General features: G+C 58.7%; 15 protein-coding genes and 1 tRNA gene. 12 read left to right on the top strand and 4 right to left on the bottom strand.

All coding sequences use genetic code 11. The annotated features are described in order from the left end of the window. The first annotated feature begins 492 nt into the window (after positions 1 to 492). The 4 genes from rpoE to F8N66_RS09185 all read left to right on the top strand — a co-directional run bounded on the left by rpoE (position 493) and on the right by F8N66_RS09185 (position 4,267). Complete coding sequence (gene rpoE / locus F8N66_RS09165) at positions 493 to 1,074, top strand: RNA polymerase sigma factor RpoE (protein WP_003172477.1); 582 nt, start codon at positions 493 to 495, stop codon at positions 1,072 to 1,074. 31 nt (positions 1,075 to 1,105) lie between these two features. Beyond that, positions 1,106 to 1,693: a sigma-E factor negative regulatory protein gene (locus F8N66_RS09170; protein WP_150769864.1), complete on the top strand. Its 588-nt coding sequence runs from the start codon at positions 1,106 to 1,108 to the stop codon at positions 1,691 to 1,693. Between the two features lie 8 nt (positions 1,694 to 1,701). Further along, on the top strand, positions 1,702 to 2,661 hold the full coding sequence (locus F8N66_RS09175) for a MucB/RseB C-terminal domain-containing protein (RefSeq protein ID WP_150769865.1): 960 nt from the start codon (positions 1,702 to 1,704) through the stop codon (positions 2,659 to 2,661). Between the two features lie 178 nt (positions 2,662 to 2,839). Beyond that, positions 2,840 to 4,267, top strand: coding sequence for a DegQ family serine endoprotease (locus F8N66_RS09185; protein ID WP_150769867.1), 1,428 nt, complete (start codon positions 2,840 to 2,842; stop codon positions 4,265 to 4,267). A gap of 78 nt (positions 4,268 to 4,345) precedes the next feature. Here F8N66_RS09185 and F8N66_RS09190 read toward each other — a convergent pair whose 3' ends face one another. Next, the gene (locus tag F8N66_RS09190; protein WP_150769868.1) at positions 4,346 to 5,779 is read right to left on the bottom strand and encodes a M48 family metalloprotease; all 1,434 of its coding nucleotides are present in this window, start codon (positions 5,777 to 5,779) and stop codon (positions 4,346 to 4,348) included. A 98-nt stretch (positions 5,780 to 5,877) separates the two neighbouring features. On the opposite strand from F8N66_RS09190, the gene F8N66_RS09195 reads away from it, so the two are divergent. Both F8N66_RS09195 and F8N66_RS09200 read left to right on the top strand, forming a co-directional pair. Continuing rightward, on the top strand, positions 5,878 to 6,117 hold the full coding sequence (locus F8N66_RS09195) for a sulfurtransferase TusA family protein (RefSeq protein ID WP_150769869.1): 240 nt from the start codon (positions 5,878 to 5,880) through the stop codon (positions 6,115 to 6,117). Between the two features lie 32 nt (positions 6,118 to 6,149). Then, entirely contained in the window at positions 6,150 to 7,220 is a 1,071-nt protein-coding gene (locus F8N66_RS09200; RefSeq protein ID WP_150769870.1) for an AI-2E family transporter, read from the top strand. A gap of 97 nt (positions 7,221 to 7,317) precedes the next feature. On the opposite strand, the gene F8N66_RS09205 is transcribed toward F8N66_RS09200, so the two are convergent. Both F8N66_RS09205 and F8N66_RS09210 read right to left on the bottom strand, forming a co-directional pair. Continuing rightward, entirely contained in the window at positions 7,318 to 7,791 is a 474-nt protein-coding gene (locus tag F8N66_RS09205) for a peroxiredoxin (protein ID WP_150769871.1), read from the bottom strand. Positions 7,792 to 7,801: 10 nt separating this feature from the next. Further along, positions 7,802 to 8,362: a glycine cleavage system protein R gene (locus F8N66_RS09210; protein WP_007979776.1), complete on the bottom strand. Its 561-nt coding sequence runs from the start codon at positions 8,360 to 8,362 to the stop codon at positions 7,802 to 7,804. Positions 8,363 to 8,690: 328 nt separating this feature from the next. Here F8N66_RS09210 and dapA point away from each other — a divergent pair, with 328 nt between their 5' ends. The 5 genes from dapA to F8N66_RS09240 all read left to right on the top strand — a co-directional run bounded on the left by dapA (position 8,691) and on the right by F8N66_RS09240 (position 12,381). After that, entirely contained in the window at positions 8,691 to 9,569 is an 879-nt protein-coding gene (gene dapA / locus F8N66_RS09220; RefSeq protein ID WP_150769872.1) for a 4-hydroxy-tetrahydrodipicolinate synthase, read from the top strand. 17 nt (positions 9,570 to 9,586) lie between these two features. Next, positions 9,587 to 10,702 carry an outer membrane protein assembly factor BamC gene (bamC, locus tag F8N66_RS09225; protein WP_150769873.1) on the top strand — a complete coding sequence of 372 codons (1,116 nt, stop codon included), beginning with the start codon at positions 9,587 to 9,589 and terminating at the stop codon, positions 10,700 to 10,702. A 4-nt stretch (positions 10,703 to 10,706) separates the two neighbouring features. Continuing rightward, positions 10,707 to 11,465 (top strand): MBL fold metallo-hydrolase, encoded by a 759-nt coding sequence (locus F8N66_RS09230; protein WP_150769874.1) that lies wholly within the window; start codon positions 10,707 to 10,709, stop codon positions 11,463 to 11,465. A 28-nt stretch (positions 11,466 to 11,493) separates the two neighbouring features. After that, complete coding sequence (purC, locus tag F8N66_RS09235) at positions 11,494 to 12,207, top strand: phosphoribosylaminoimidazolesuccinocarboxamide synthase (protein ID WP_007944067.1); 714 nt, start codon at positions 11,494 to 11,496, stop codon at positions 12,205 to 12,207. A gap of 84 nt (positions 12,208 to 12,291) precedes the next feature. Continuing rightward, positions 12,292 to 12,381: transfer RNA gene (locus F8N66_RS09240), tRNA-Ser, on the top strand. 160 nt (positions 12,382 to 12,541) lie between these two features. On the opposite strand, the gene F8N66_RS09245 is transcribed toward F8N66_RS09240, so the two are convergent. Then, positions 12,542 to 12,748 (bottom strand): hypothetical protein, encoded by a 207-nt coding sequence (locus F8N66_RS09245; RefSeq protein WP_150769875.1) that lies wholly within the window; start codon positions 12,746 to 12,748, stop codon positions 12,542 to 12,544. A 247-nt stretch (positions 12,749 to 12,995) separates the two neighbouring features. On the opposite strand from F8N66_RS09245, the gene F8N66_RS09250 reads away from it, so the two are divergent. Next, positions 12,996 to 13,922: a LysR family transcriptional regulator gene (locus F8N66_RS09250; protein WP_150769876.1), complete on the top strand. Its 927-nt coding sequence runs from the start codon at positions 12,996 to 12,998 to the stop codon at positions 13,920 to 13,922. Positions 13,923 to 13,971: the final 49 nt, after the last annotated feature.

Consider the following 13,971-nt stretch of genomic DNA (forward strand, 5'->3'; position numbering starts at 1 on the left):
GCAACCGCACAGCCCACTAGTATATAGAGGGGGGGAGCGGCACAATAGCCGAGCCCATATGGCATTGTGAAACTACTGTGACGGAAAAAACCTGACGCTTCGTCGGATGATTTTTTGACCGATTGGGTGACATGAGGACTGTATCGTGGATTTAACAGTCTTTTTCTCTTCACGGTTGCACAATGTGGCGTTCGCGCAGCTATAAATATTTGGAACTTTTGCCAAAGGCCCAAGATCAATAGACGGTTGCCTGAATCAAGGGACAGTGTCGGGTTCGGTGAAGGGTCTTGATTGGATCCTTGTCCGCGAAACCGATGACAAGATTATTCGCGCAGCCGGGGAATCTCGCGCTGCGCTTTTCGTGCGTGCCGAATCAGAGCCCGCAGGAAACTTGCCTGGAGGGGGAGAACTTTTGCGAAAAGCCCGAGTCTATGTTTGCAAGTCCGGTCGTTTAGTTATGCAAGCCTCCTCCGAGCTTATCGAGGAGTGTTCATGCTAACCCAGGAAGAGGATCAGCAACTGGTCGAACGCGTTCAGCGCGGCGACAAGCGTGCTTTCGATCTGCTAGTGCTGAAATACCAGCACAAAATTCTCGGGTTGATCGTGCGTTTTGTGCACGACACCCATGAAGCCCAGGATGTTGCGCAGGAAGCCTTTATCAAGGCCTATCGCGCACTTGGAAATTTTCGCGGAGACAGCGCGTTTTATACGTGGCTTTACCGCATCGCCATCAACACGGCGAAGAACTATCTGGTTTCACGCGGCCGTCGGCCGCCGGATAGCGATGTCAGTTCCGAGGATGCAGAGTTCTACGATGGCGATCATGGCCTCAAGGATCTCGAGTCGCCAGAACGGGCTTTGCTGCGGGATGAGATTGAAGGCACCGTCCATCGAACCATCCAGCAACTTCCAGAAGATTTGCGTACGGCTTTAACTTTACGTGAATTCGATGGTCTGAGTTACGAGGACATTGCGAGCGTCATGCAATGTCCGGTGGGCACCGTGCGCTCCCGGATCTTCCGCGCCCGGGAGGCCATCGATAAAGCCCTGCAGCCGTTGTTGCAGGAAAACTAAAGACAGCGGCGATAGCCAAGAGAGGAACGCCATGAGTCGTGAAGCCCTGCAGGAATCGCTGTCCGCAGTGATGGATAACGAAGCGGACGAATTGGAATTGCGTCGGGTGCTCAGCGCCTGCGACGACGTTGAAACCCGTGACACCTGGGCTCGTTATCAGATCGCTCGGGCAGCGATGCACAAGGATTTGCTGCTTCCACGCCTGGATATCGCAGCGGCCGTTTCCGCAGCCCTGGCTGACGAAACCGTGCCGGCAAAAGCCACCCGTGGTCCATGGCGCAGCCTGGGTCGTCTGGCCGTTGCCGCTTCGGTAACCGTTGCCGTGCTGGCCGGTGTTCGCCTGTATAACCAGGACGAGATTGCCGGTGTTGAACTGGCCCAGCAATCCACCCAACAGAATCTGGCCGCTCCTCAAGTCAAGGGCCCGGCTGTTCTGGCAGGCTACAATGAGAGCTCGGAAGCCACAGGCCCCATGGCCAACGGCGTACTGCAAGGCCAGCCGGGCTGGCACGATCAACGTCTGCCGAGCTACTTGCGCCAGCATGCCCAGCAGGCTGCATTGAAAGGTACTGAGAGCGCTCTGCCATACGCTCGTGCAGCAAGCCTGGAAAACCGTTAAGGAGGATCATGCGCGCCATCCCTCTACTTACGCTTCTGCTTGGTGGCTGGTTTGTTGTTCCAGCCAACGCCGATGAAGCCCAGGACTGGTTGACCCGTCTTGGTCAGGCCGAGCAGCAGCAGAGCTTTCACGGTACTTTTGTCTACGAGCGTAACGGTAGTTTTTCTACCCATAACATCTGGCACCGCGTTCAGGATGGCAAGGTTCGCGAGCGGCTGCTCCAGCTCGACGGCTCCGCGCAGGAAGTCATACGCATTGATGGACATACTCAATGCGTCAGCGGCACCCTGATGGCAGGGCTGGGGGATTCGCCGAATTCCTCATCGCGTGCACTCGATCCACAAAAGCTCAAGAACTGGTATGACCTTGCTGTCATCGGCAAGTCGCGCGTGGCTGGGCGGGCAGCAGTGATTGTTTCACTGACGCCTCGCGATCAACACCGCTACGGTTTCGAACTCCATCTGGATAAGGATACTGGCCTGCCGCTCAAGTCATTGCTGCTCGATGACAAGGGACGATTGCTGGAGAGGTTTCAGTTCACGCAACTGGATACCGCCAATGTGCCCTCCGACAGCGATCTGCAGCCCGGCACTGATTGCAAGGCCGTCAATCTCGACAGTGACAAGGCTTCCGCCGCCAAGGCTGCTCAGGTCTGGCATTCAGACTGGTTGCCACCGGGTTTCGAGCTGACCAGCAGTACGGCTCGCAAGGATCCCGAGACCAAAACCCAGGTCAACAGCCTGATGTATGACGATGGCCTGGCGCGTTTTTCGGTGTTTCTGGAGCCTCTGAATGGCGCCGCCGTCACCGATACCCGCACTCAGCTTGGGCCAACCGTGGCAGTGTCTCGCCGCTTGACTACACCGCAGGGCGAGATGATGGTGACCGTTGTAGGCGAGATCCCGATAGGTACGGCTGAACGGATAGCGTTATCCATGCGTACCGATGCCGCTGCGACCAAGCAGTGAGCTGTAATCGAAATGTTTCGTGAGCATTTCAATTTGCAAATACCCCAAGAATTTTTTATAGGTCAGAGCCCCTCGGCTCTGGCCTTGTTTGTTGTTCCCGGAACAAAAATACCGGCGTATCTTTCCCGGTGTTCCTTGATCCATATCGCTTAACCATGCTCGTCGTAACGGGAGCCGTATGTCGATACCACGCTTGAAGTCTTATCTCACCATTTTTGCCACCGTGTTGGTGCTCGGTCAGGCGGTCACTGCGCAAGCGGTCGAATTGCCTGATTTCACACAACTGGTCGAGCAAGCCTCGCCCGCGGTGGTGAACATCAGTACCACGCAAAAACTGCCTGATCGCAAAGTAAACCAGCAGATGCCGGATCTCGAAGGCTTGCCGCCCATGCTGCGCGAGTTCTTCGAACGAGGCATGCCAGCCCAGCCGCGTTCGCCTCGTGGTGATCGCCAGCGTGAAGCCCAGTCCCTGGGGTCGGGCTTCATCATCTCGCCTGACGGCTACATCCTGACCAACAATCATGTAATTGCCGATGCCGATGAGATTCTTGTGCGTCTGGCCGATCGCAGTGAAATGAAGGCCAAGCTGGTCGGCACCGATCCGCGTTCCGATGTGGCGTTGCTGAAAATCGAAGGAAAGGATCTGCCAGTCCTCAAGCTTGGCAAATCCCAGGATCTGAAAGCCGGCCAATGGGTCGTGGCGATCGGTTCGCCTTTTGGCTTTGACCACACGGTGACCCAGGGCATCGTCAGTGCCGTTGGCCGAAGCCTGCCGAATGAAAACTATGTGCCGTTCATCCAGACCGACGTGCCGATCAACCCGGGTAACTCCGGTGGCCCGCTGTTCAACCTGAACGGCGAAGTGGTCGGGATCAATTCGCAGATCTACACCCGCTCCGGTGGCTTCATGGGCGTGTCGTTCGCCATTCCGATCGACGTGGCCATGGACGTTTCCAATCAGTTGAAAAGCGGTGGCAAAGTCAGCCGTGGCTGGTTGGGTGTCGTGATCCAGGAAGTGAACAAGGACCTGGCCGAGTCGTTTGGTCTGGAGAAGCCAGCGGGTGCGCTGGTGGCCCAGATCCAGGATGACGGCCCTGCAGCCAAGGGTGGCCTGCAAGTCGGCGATGTGATCCTGACCATGAATGGTCAGCCGATCGTCATGTCCGCCGATCTGCCGCATCTGGTAGGTGCGTTGAAGGCGGGTTCGAAAGCCAATCTGGAAGTGATTCGAGAGGGCAAGCGCAAGAACGTCGAGTTGACGGTCGGTGCTATTCCTGACGAAGACAAGGATATGGATGCATTGCCGAAATCGGGTGTCGAGAGCAACAGCAATCGCCTCGGTGTTTCGGTCGTCGAGCTCACCGCCGAACAGAAGAAAGCCTACGACCTCAAGGGTGGCGTGGTGATCAAGGAAGTTCAGGAAGGGCCTGCCGCGATGATCGGCCTGCAGCCAGGGGATGTCATTACCCACCTGAACAATCAGGCCATCGAATCCACCAAGGAATTCACTGACATCGCCAAGGCGCTGCCGAAGAATCGCTCGGTGTCGATGCGGGTTCTGCGCCAGGGCCGCGCCAGCTTCATCACCTTCAAACTGGCTGAATAATCCGGTTGCTGGCTGAATAAGAAACCGCCTCGAAAGAGGCGGTTTTTTTGTGCCTGAAACTAAGGGTTTCTGCTGCCGTCAGCCCATCATGTCCTTGATCATGCGCTCCTGTTCCATCAACTCGCGCTGGCGGGCATCGATTCTCGAGGACAGCGGGAAGTTGGTGCCGGCCTTGCGCTTGGCGAAATCCAGTTGCTGGATGGCCTGGCGATAGTCGCCGACCAGGGCGAAATACTCGGCGCGCGCCTGATGCAGGCCGATGATATTGCCTGACAGGCCTCGGGTCTCGGCCACCTGGTACCACACGTCAGGATCGTCCGGTCGCGACTTGAGCAAGCCTTCGAGGGCTTTTTCGGCGTCGGCGGCACGGTTCTGTTTCAGCAGCAGGTCAACACGCACCTGGTTCAGCGGATAGTTGCCGGGGTACTGGGTCAGCATCCGGTCTACCCGGGACTGCGCATCCGGGAGGCGGTTGTTGGTGATGTCCAGATCGATTTGCGCGAGGTTGTAAATGATCTCGTTCGGCGACTTGGCCAGCAACAGCTTGAGGTTTTCCCGTGCCTCGTTCAGCTGGCCGCCCTTGATCTGGGCGATGGCCAGGCCATAGCGAGCGACATCGCTTTTCGGGTTTTCATCCAGTTGCGCGCGGAAGCGCTTCGCGCCCAGGCCAGGTGTTTCTTCATAGATCAACTGGACCCGTGCACGAATCAGTTGATAACGCAGGGTGTCTTCGATTCCCCCCGGCTTGGCCTGTTCGGCGCGGTTGCGGGTGTCGGCGATACGCGATTCGGTCACCGGGTGAGTCAGCAGGAATTCCGGTGGCTTGGCGTCGAAACGATATTGTCGCCCCAGGCGCTCGAACATGGTGGGCATCGAGCGCGGATCGTAGCCGGCCTTTTCCAGATTGAGGATGCCGATGCGGTCGGCTTCCTGTTCGTTTTGACGGGAGAACCGCCGCTGCTCCTGAATCGCCGCCGCCTGCGTGCCCGCAATGGCGGCGATACCCGCATCGCCGGCGCCGGCTGCGGCGATCACGATCCCGGCCAGCAGCGCGGCCATCATTGGCACTTGCATGCGTTGTTGGGCTTCGACGCCACGGGCAAAGTGGCGCTGCGACAAGTGCGCCAGTTCGTGAGCCAGTACCGAGGCGTATTCGCCTTCGGTCTGGGCGTTGAGGAACAAGCCTCCGTTCACACCGACAATCCCGCCTGGCGCCGCGAAGGCGTTGAGCTGCGGGCTGTTGATCAGGATGAATTCAAGACGCCGGTCATTGACCTGGCTGGTCTCCACCAGGCGATAAACGCTGGATTCGACATAGTCCTTGAGTTGCGGATCATTGAGCTGCGAGACCTGGCTGCGCAATAGCGCCAGCCACGCGCGGCCCAATTGGTATTCCTGCTGCGGCGAGACGATGGCAGAACTGGCGTCGCCGAGTGACGGCAGGTCGTCGGCAAAGCCCGGTGAGGCGAGCAGGCAAGCGAGCGTCAGCAGGGTAGGGCGCAAAAAAGTCATGCACAAAGCCTTAGTCGACAAAGACCTTACTGTAGCCGGACACCAGCCCTGCGACCAGATATTCTAGGCAACTCAACCATCTGAACCGGAGTGATGCAATGACCGACGCTGTAGCCCATGACGTTGAACTGGACGCCAGTGGCTTGAATTGCCCGTTGCCGTTACTCAAGGCCAAGATGGAACTCAACCGGATGGCCAGTGGCACGATACTCAAAGTGATCGCCACCGATGCGGGCTCGCAGCGCGACTTTCGCACCTTTGCCCGATTGGCCGGTCATACGCTGCTTCGTGAAGAAGATGAGTCGGGCGTGTACCGCTACTGGTTGAAAAAAGCCTGAATCCCCGCGGCATTTGTTCTTAAGGATTATTGATGTTCAAAGTGTTACGCGACTGGATGCAGCGCTACTTCTCCGATGAAGAAGCCGTGGTTCTGGCTGTTCTGCTCTTTCTGGCGTTCACCGCCGTACTGACGCTGGGCGGCATGCTGGCGCCAGTCCTGGCCGGGATGGTGCTGGCATACCTGATGCAGGGCCTGGTGCTGACCCTCGAACGCCTGCGTGTGCCAGGCGGCGCGGCGGTAGGGCTGGTGTTCGCGTTGTTCATGGGGCTGTTGCTGGTGTTCATCGTGGTCGTGGTGCCGTTGCTGTGGCATCAGTTGATCACCTTGTTCAACGAGTTGCCGGGCATGCTAGCCAAGTGGCAATCGCTGTTATTGCTGTTGCCGGAGCGCTATCCGCATCTGGTGTCCGACGAGCAGGTGCTGCAGGCCATCGAAGTGGCGCGGGGCGAGATTGGCAAGTTCGGGCAGTGGGCGCTGACGTTCTCGCTGTCGAGCCTGCCGCTGTTGGTCAACATCATGATCTATCTGGTGCTGGTGCCGATCCTGGTGTTTTTCTTCCTCAAGGACCGGGCGATGATTGGCCAGTGGGTGCGCGGCTACCTGCCCCGCGAGCGAACGCTGATCACCCGCGTAGCCCATGAAATGAACCGGCAGATCGCCAACTACATTCGCGGCAAGGTCATCGAGATTTTCATTTGCGGAGGGGTGACCTACATCGCCTTCGTCATTCTGGAGCTCAACTATGCGGCGCTGTTGGCGTTGCTGGTCGGGGTGTCGGTGGTGGTGCCCTACGTCGGGGCGGTGGTGGTGACCGTGCCGGTGTTTCTGATTGCATTGTTCCAGTGGGGCTGGAGCGATCAGTTCATCTATCTGATGGCGGTCTACGGAATCATCCAGACGCTGGACGGCAACGTGCTGGTGCCGTTGCTCTTTTCGGAAGCGGTGAATTTGCACCCGGTGGCGATCATCTGTGCGGTGCTGTTGTTTGGCGGGTTGTGGGGTTTTTGGGGGGTGTTCTTTGCGATTCCCCTGGCGACCCTGTTTAAAGCCGTGCTCGACGCGTGGCCGCGCAAGGAGCCGGTGGTGGCGCCGCTGCTTTAGATTGATTGTGCTGCAAAAAAGATCGCAGCCTCCGGCAGCTCCTACAGATACATGCGAACCCCTGTAGGAGCTGCCGAAGGCTGCGATCTTTCTGGAATCAGGCCTTGTTCAGCGCCTGGGCCGCCGCCAGAACCGCATCGACATGCCCCGGCACCTTCACCCCACGCCATTCCTGGCGCAACACACCATTCTTGTCGATCAGGAAGGTGCTGCGATCAACACCCATGTATTCCTTGCCGTACAGCTTCTTCAACTTGATCACGTCGAACAGCTGGCAAAGCGCTTCTTCCTTGTCGCTGATCAGCTCGAAGTTGAACGCCTGCTTGGCCTTGAAGTTTTCGTGGGACTTCAGGCTGTCGCGGGAAACGCCGAACACTTCGGTGTTGGCCGCTTTGAAGGCGTCAAGCTGATCGCGGAAACCCTGGCCTTGAGTGGTGCAGCCCGGGGTGCTGTCCTTCGGATAGAAGTAGATCACCACCTGCTTGCCTTTGAGCGCCGCCAGGCTGACGGTTTGCCCGATGGTGGCGGGGGCTTCGAAGTCGGCAACCGGTTGGTCGATGGCAACGGCCATGAAAGCATCCTTACATTGGGTTTTGAGGGCGCCACGGTTCGATCAGGGCATCCAGGTTAAGCGCATCGGCGAAATCCAGGAACTGATCGCGTAACCAGCTGATTTGCACGCCGGCCGGCAAAGTGACGGTGAACGTGGCATTGAGCATGGTGCCGCCGGTTTGCGGTGCCTGATACGTGTCGCAGGTCAGGTTTTCCAGCTCGACGTTGTGGTCCATGAAGAACTGGCACAGCTCGTTGATGATGTCCGAGCGGTAGGCCGAGCTGACATAGGCGACGTACGGCAGGGCCTGGGGACGGTTCTCCAGCGCGGCGCTACGCACCACATTGACCGTAAAGGCGTGCCGTTTTGCCAGCACTGGCAGGCTGCCTTCCAGGCGAGCCAGGGCGTCCCAGCTGCCCGAGATCTCGAGGACCAGCGCACTGCACTCGCCATGACGAGTCAGGCGAGAAGTGACCACGGCGCAGCGGTTTTCATGGCTGGCGCGGCACAGGACGTTAGTCAGCTCCATGGGGTTGGCGCCGAGGGCACTGATGACAAGGAATTGTTCGCGAACTGTGGGGGTGGACATGCAGCATTCCTAAAGCGATGAGCGGTCGGTACTTCTATCGGCTTGTTTTGCCGGGTGCGAGCCTGCGGATGCGAATTCAGAAAGCGCCAGGCGCAGGTTGCAACGTGCTCCAGTATGGCAGGAGCGAGTGGCGGCAACGCTGGAATGGGGCTTGTGATGCCGAAAATGGAGGCTCAAACCTGACGTACGAGCTTATCAGTACCGATCAAAGTCTGAAGGGTAGCGAAAAGCGACGCCAAGGGGAATGGCGGCAGCGCAGTACTTCGCTTGTACAAGCATCTTGGCGCCAGTACCATTACGGCTCTCTTTTTCCGGCAGGAGCGGTTGCATGATTGCGGGCAGTATGGTGGCACTGGTCACACCCATGGATGCACAAGGTCGTCTCGACTGGGACAGCCTGAGCAAACTGGTGGACTTTCACCTGCAAAACGGCACCCACGCCATCGTGGCGGTCGGCACTACAGGTGAATCGGCCACTCTTGATGTGAACGAACACATCGAAGTCATCCGTCGCGTCGTGAAGCAGGTCAATGGTCGCATTCCGGTGATTGCCGGTACCGGCGCCAACTCGACCCGCGAAGCCATCGAGCTGACCACCAACGCGAAGACCGCCGGCGCCGATGCGTGCCTGCTGGTCACGCCGTATTACAACAAGCCGACCCAGGAAGGCCTGTACCAGCACTTCAAGACCATCGCCGAAGCCGTCGACATCCCGCAGATCCTCTACAACGTGCCAGGTCGCACCGCGTGCGACATGCAGGCCGAGACCGTGATTCGTCTGTCGACCGTCAAGAACATCATCGGCATCAAGGAAGCCACCGGCGACCTCAAGCGTGCAAAAGACATCATCGACGGTGTCAGCAGCAACTTCCTGGTGATCTCCGGTGACGATGCCACCGCAGTCGAGCTGATCCTGCTTGGTGGCAAGGGTAATATTTCGGTCACCGCCAACGTCGCCCCGCGCGACATGGCCGACCTGTGCATCGCTGCCCTGAACGGCGACGCCGAGAAAGCGCGTGCCATTCATGAAAAACTGATGCCGCTCAATAAGACCCTGTTTATCGAATCCAATCCTATCCCCGTGAAATGGGCGCTGCATGAAATGGGCTTGATGCCGGACGGTATCCGTCTGCCGCTCACCTGGCTCAGCGCCGAATGTCATGAACCGCTGCGTCAGGCCATGCGCCAGTCCGGCGTCCTGGTTTAATTGAGGAAGTACAACGCATGAAGCGAATGGCCGGACTTTCCGCACTTGCCTTGATTATCTCCAGCACCAGTGGCTGCGGATGGATCTGGGGCCCGGAAGGTTATTTCCGTGACCGTGGTAGCGATTACCTGGAAGCGCAACAGACTGCACCGATGCAATTGCCACCGGATGTCCAGACCGCCAAGCGCCTGGACCCGCTGCTGCCAATCCCGCGTAACGTGGCCGATGACACCGTCAAGGGCGAATACGTCGTTCCTCGGCCGCTGCCCTTGTCCGCCGCTGCCGACGCCAGCGCTTACTCCCTGCAAAAGAGCGGCGATTCGCGTTCGATCCTGGCGCAGAACCCGCCTGCGGAAGCCTGGCCTGTGGCCGTGCAATTCTTCCAGGACAACGGTTTCCGCCTGGATGAACAACGTCCGCAAACCGGCGAATTCACCACGACCTGGCAACATTCCGACGAACTGTCGGCAGCCATGGCCAAGCGCCTGAGCGCGGCGGGCGTGAGCACCGATAGCGAAGTCCGCGCCCGGGTGCGTATCGAGCCAGGCGTGCAGCGCAACACCAGCGAAATCTATGTGGTCACCGCTGAGCGTCCTGCCGGCAGCACCGCCGACGTCGCCTTCACCAATCGTTCGGTCAACACTGGCCTGGACGCGGCTCTCGTCGATGACATGCTGGCAAGCATGAGCCGCATCTCGGAGAAGGGCGGTTCGGTCTCCATGCTGGCCTCCCGTGATTTCGACACGCCAAGCCGTGTCAGCCTGAGCGAAGATGGCAGCGGCAACCCTGTGCTGAACGTCGGTACCGACCTGGATCGTGCCTGGTCGAGCGTCGGCCGTGCACTGGAGCAAGGCGAGTGGCGCGTCGAAGACATCAACCGCAGCCTGGGCCTGTACTACATCAACCTGGCCGAAAAGGCCGAGAAGAAGGACGACAAGCCAGGTTTCTTCAGTGGCCTGTTCGGCAGCAAGCCGGACAAGGAAGAAGTTGAAGCCCGTGCCGAGCGTTATCAGGTTCGCCTGAGCAAGGTGGGTGACAGCGTCCAGGTCACCGTCGAGAAAAACATCAACACTGTGGCGCCGGCTGATGTAGCGCGCAAAGTGTTGGCCGTGATTCAGGACAACCTGGGCTGATCCCATGCGTTTTGCCGTTCTCGGCAGCGGTAGCCAAGGGAACGGCACGCTGATAGCCAGCGCTGACACGTACGTGCTGGTGGATTGTGGTTTCTCCCTGCGGGAAACCGAAAAACGCCTGCTGCGCCTGGGTGTGAACCCAGCGCAGCTGAGCGCGATACTCGTGACCCACGAACATGCCGACCACGTGCATGGCGTGGGTTTGCTGTCTCGGCGCTACAATCTGCCTGTCTACCTCAGTCGCGGCACCTTGCGCGGGATGCGCAAACCCATCGAACCCGCCGGCTTCCTGGCGGGCGGTGAGCAACTGCAGATCGGCGACTTGAGCATTGGCGTCATTGCCGTGGCCCACGATGCGCAGGAACCGACGCAATACGTCTTCAGCGATGGTGAGCGGCGCTTCGGCCTGCTGACCGACCTGGGTTCGTATTGCAGCAAGGTACTGGACGGCTATCGGGATCTCGATGCGTTGATGATCGAGGCCAACCATTGCCGTGACCTGCTGGCTCGCGGTCACTACCCGTACTTTCTCAAGCAGAGGGTGGGCGGTGAACTGGGACATTTGAACAACCATCAGGCGGCATTCCTGGTGGCCGAGTTGGGCTGGCAAGGCCTGCAACATCTGGTCCTGGCCCATCTGAGCAGCAAGAACAACCTGCCGCAGCTGGCCCGGCAATGTTTTGTCGACACCCTCGGGTGCGACCCGGACTGGCTGCAACTGGCCGATCAAGATTCAGGGCTCGACTGGCGACACATCGCCTAGCCCATCTACTTAGCAAGCGGAGCCCATCATGGAAAAACGTGAAGAACTCTACCGCGGCAAAGCCAAATCGGTTTACAAGACCGACGACGCTAACCGCTTGATCCTGCTGTTTCGCAACGACACTTCGGCGTTCGACGGCAAGCGTATCGAGCAGCTCGACCGCAAGGGCATGGTGAACAACAAGTTCAACGCCTTCATCATGCAGAAACTCGAAGCAGCCGGCGTGCCGACCCAATTCGACAAACTGCTGGGCGACAACGAGTGCCTGGTGAAGAAACTGGACATGATCCCGGTCGAGTGCGTCGTGCGTAACTACGCCGCCGGCAGCCTGGTCAAGCGCCTGGGCGTCGAGGAGGGCATGAAGCTCAACCCTTACACCTTCGAACTGTTCCTGAAGGACGACGCCAAGGGCGACCCGTTCATCAACGAATCCCACGTCGTGGCGTTCGGTTGGGGCACCGCCGAGCAACTGGTTCGCATGAAAGAACTGTCGCTCAAGGTCAACGAAGTGCTGAGCAAACTGTTCGACGACGCCGGCCTGTTGCTGGTCGACTTCAAGCTTGAATTCGGCGTGTTCCACGACGGCTCCATCGTGCTGGGCGACGAATTCAGCCCGGACGGCTGCCGCCTGTGGGACAAGGCCACCGGCAAGAAAATGGACAAGGACCGCTTCCGTCAAGGCCTCGGTGACGTCATCGAAGCCTACGAAGAAGTCGCCAATCGTCTGGGCGTACCGCTTTAACCGACGCAAGCATCTGATAGCACAGAAATATTTCGCGAAAGGGGGTTCGCTTCCGGCGAAAGTGTTGTTATGATGCGCGCCGTTGGAGAGATGCCAGAGTGGCCGAATGGGACGGATTCGAAATCCGTTGTACCTTCACCGGTACCTAGGGTTCGAATCCCTATCTCTCCGCCATTACATAGAAAAAGCCCCGTAGCTGAATAAGCTGCGGGGCTTTTTTGTTTGTGCCGGTTTTTTGCTAATGGTAATGACCTGCGATCAAACCCCGGTCCAGCAGATCCAGCTTTGTATCGATGAAGCTGCCCAGGCAGGGCAGCTTCCCGGTCGGGCGGTCTCAGGGTTGCGAGTGGCCCAGTTTGCGCTTGATCAAGTCGTAGACGTCCTTGTGGGTGGAGTTGTGCAGGGATTTGTCCTTGCAGGCCGTGGTCAGGAACGTTTTGACCTCTTCCCTGGCGTGAGGGTAAAGACCCGCAACGTAGTCGGCTTCGTGGGGCTGGGTGCAATTGAAATGTTTGTCGTCTTTCGCTTTATCTCTAGCCATCGTGCGGCTCCTTTTGGTTTCGAAGGGTTGACGGTGGCCTCGGTGTGTTCCGCCCGAGGCTCCCTGAGCTTAGGGGGGCACCAAGGTCCCGCCAGACGAACGAAGAAATCAGGAGGCGGCTGTAGGACAAAACGTGTGAGCGCATTTGCATTAAACGCAAAATGCTCGGGGCATTCGTTCAGTTGCATAGACGCCGATTACGCCACCTCCCTAAACTGTCGAGAATCAAAGGGCGCGGGGCCAATGGATGAATCGCAACGAATTACGCAAGGCCGACATCAACCTGATGGTGGTGTTTGAATCGCTGATGCTTGAGCGCAATGTCACCAAGGTGGCGAAGAAGCTGTTTCTCGGTCAGCCCACCATCAGTTCGGCGCTCAACCGCTTGCGTACGATGTTCAATGATCCGTTGTTCATTCGCGTCGGTCATCGCATGGAGCCCACGGCGCGGGCCGAAGAGATCTTTCGGCACCTGTCGCCGGCGTTGGATTCGTTATCAGTGGCGCTCAGCCTGACCCACGATTTCGACCCGAGCAGCAGCACCATGACGTTTCGTATCGGGATGTCGGACGATGTCGAGTACGGACTGTTGCCGCCGCTGTTGCGCGCGCTGCGCCAGGAGGCGCCAAAAGTGGTGTTCGTGGTTCAGAATGTTGATTACTGGCGGATACCCGATTTGCTGGCTTCCGGCGATATAACGGTCGGTATCACCCAGACCCGCGGTCTGCCGGCCAACGCCAAGCGCAAATTGCTACGGCACATCCACCCTGCCGTGTTACGTGCCGATGCGTCCGATACGCCGCTGACCGTCGAAGAATACTGCTCGCGCCCACATGTTCTGGTGTCGCATATTGCCAACGTCAGCGGGTTCGCCGATGAGTGGCTGGCGCAGATCGGTCGCTCGCGGCAGGTGGTGCTCTCGGTGCCGCAATACAGCTCGTTGCCGGCGCTGCTGGCCGGGACCGATCTGCTTGCCAGCCTGCCGGACTACACCGCCGAGGCGATGGCGGCATCCGGTCAGTTGTTCAAGGAACCCTTTCCGTTCAAGACCCCGACCCTGGAGCTGTCCATGGTCTGGCTCAGCCATGTCGACAGCGACCCGGCTGAACGCTGGCTGCGTTCGCGGATCGAGGCCTTCATGGGGGAGCGCAATCTGTTGTCGCTGCCCCAGTGACCATGGCCGCGCTATGTTATACGTACGAACTTTCCACCGACCTACGGGA

Source organism: Pseudomonas fluorescens (assembly GCF_902498195.1).
Lineage (GTDB): Bacteria > Pseudomonadota > Gammaproteobacteria > Pseudomonadales > Pseudomonadaceae > Aquipseudomonas > Aquipseudomonas fluorescens_BU.

Bases quoted from the DNA above. Each gene is read 5' to 3' on its own strand.
- rpoE (WP_003172477.1), top strand. From the start codon at position 493: ATGCTAACCCAGGAAGAGGATCAGCAACTGGTCGAACGCGTTCAGCGC.
- F8N66_RS09250 (WP_150769876.1), top strand. From the start codon at position 12,996: ATGAATCGCAACGAATTACGCAAGGCCGACATCAACCTGATGGTGGTG.
- F8N66_RS09230 (WP_150769874.1), top strand. From the start codon at position 10,707: ATGCGTTTTGCCGTTCTCGGCAGCGGTAGCCAAGGGAACGGCACGCTG.
- F8N66_RS09205 (WP_150769871.1), bottom strand. From the start codon at position 7,791: ATGGCCGTTGCCATCGACCAACCGGTTGCCGACTTCGAAGCCCCCGCC.
- F8N66_RS09190 (WP_150769868.1), bottom strand. From the start codon at position 5,779: ATGACTTTTTTGCGCCCTACCCTGCTGACGCTCGCTTGCCTGCTCGCC.
- F8N66_RS09175 (WP_150769865.1), top strand. From the start codon at position 1,702: ATGCGCGCCATCCCTCTACTTACGCTTCTGCTTGGTGGCTGGTTTGTT.
- F8N66_RS09210 (WP_007979776.1), bottom strand. From the start codon at position 8,362: ATGTCCACCCCCACAGTTCGCGAACAATTCCTTGTCATCAGTGCCCTC.
- F8N66_RS09245 (WP_150769875.1), bottom strand. From the start codon at position 12,748: ATGGCTAGAGATAAAGCGAAAGACGACAAACATTTCAATTGCACCCAG.
- dapA (WP_150769872.1), top strand. From the start codon at position 8,691: ATGATTGCGGGCAGTATGGTGGCACTGGTCACACCCATGGATGCACAA.
- F8N66_RS09185 (WP_150769867.1), top strand. From the start codon at position 2,840: ATGTCGATACCACGCTTGAAGTCTTATCTCACCATTTTTGCCACCGTG.
- F8N66_RS09195 (WP_150769869.1), top strand. From the start codon at position 5,878: ATGACCGACGCTGTAGCCCATGACGTTGAACTGGACGCCAGTGGCTTG.
- bamC (WP_150769873.1), top strand. From the start codon at position 9,587: ATGAAGCGAATGGCCGGACTTTCCGCACTTGCCTTGATTATCTCCAGC.
- F8N66_RS09200 (WP_150769870.1), top strand. From the start codon at position 6,150: ATGTTCAAAGTGTTACGCGACTGGATGCAGCGCTACTTCTCCGATGAA.
- purC (WP_007944067.1), top strand. From the start codon at position 11,494: ATGGAAAAACGTGAAGAACTCTACCGCGGCAAAGCCAAATCGGTTTAC.
- F8N66_RS09170 (WP_150769864.1), top strand. From the start codon at position 1,106: ATGAGTCGTGAAGCCCTGCAGGAATCGCTGTCCGCAGTGATGGATAAC.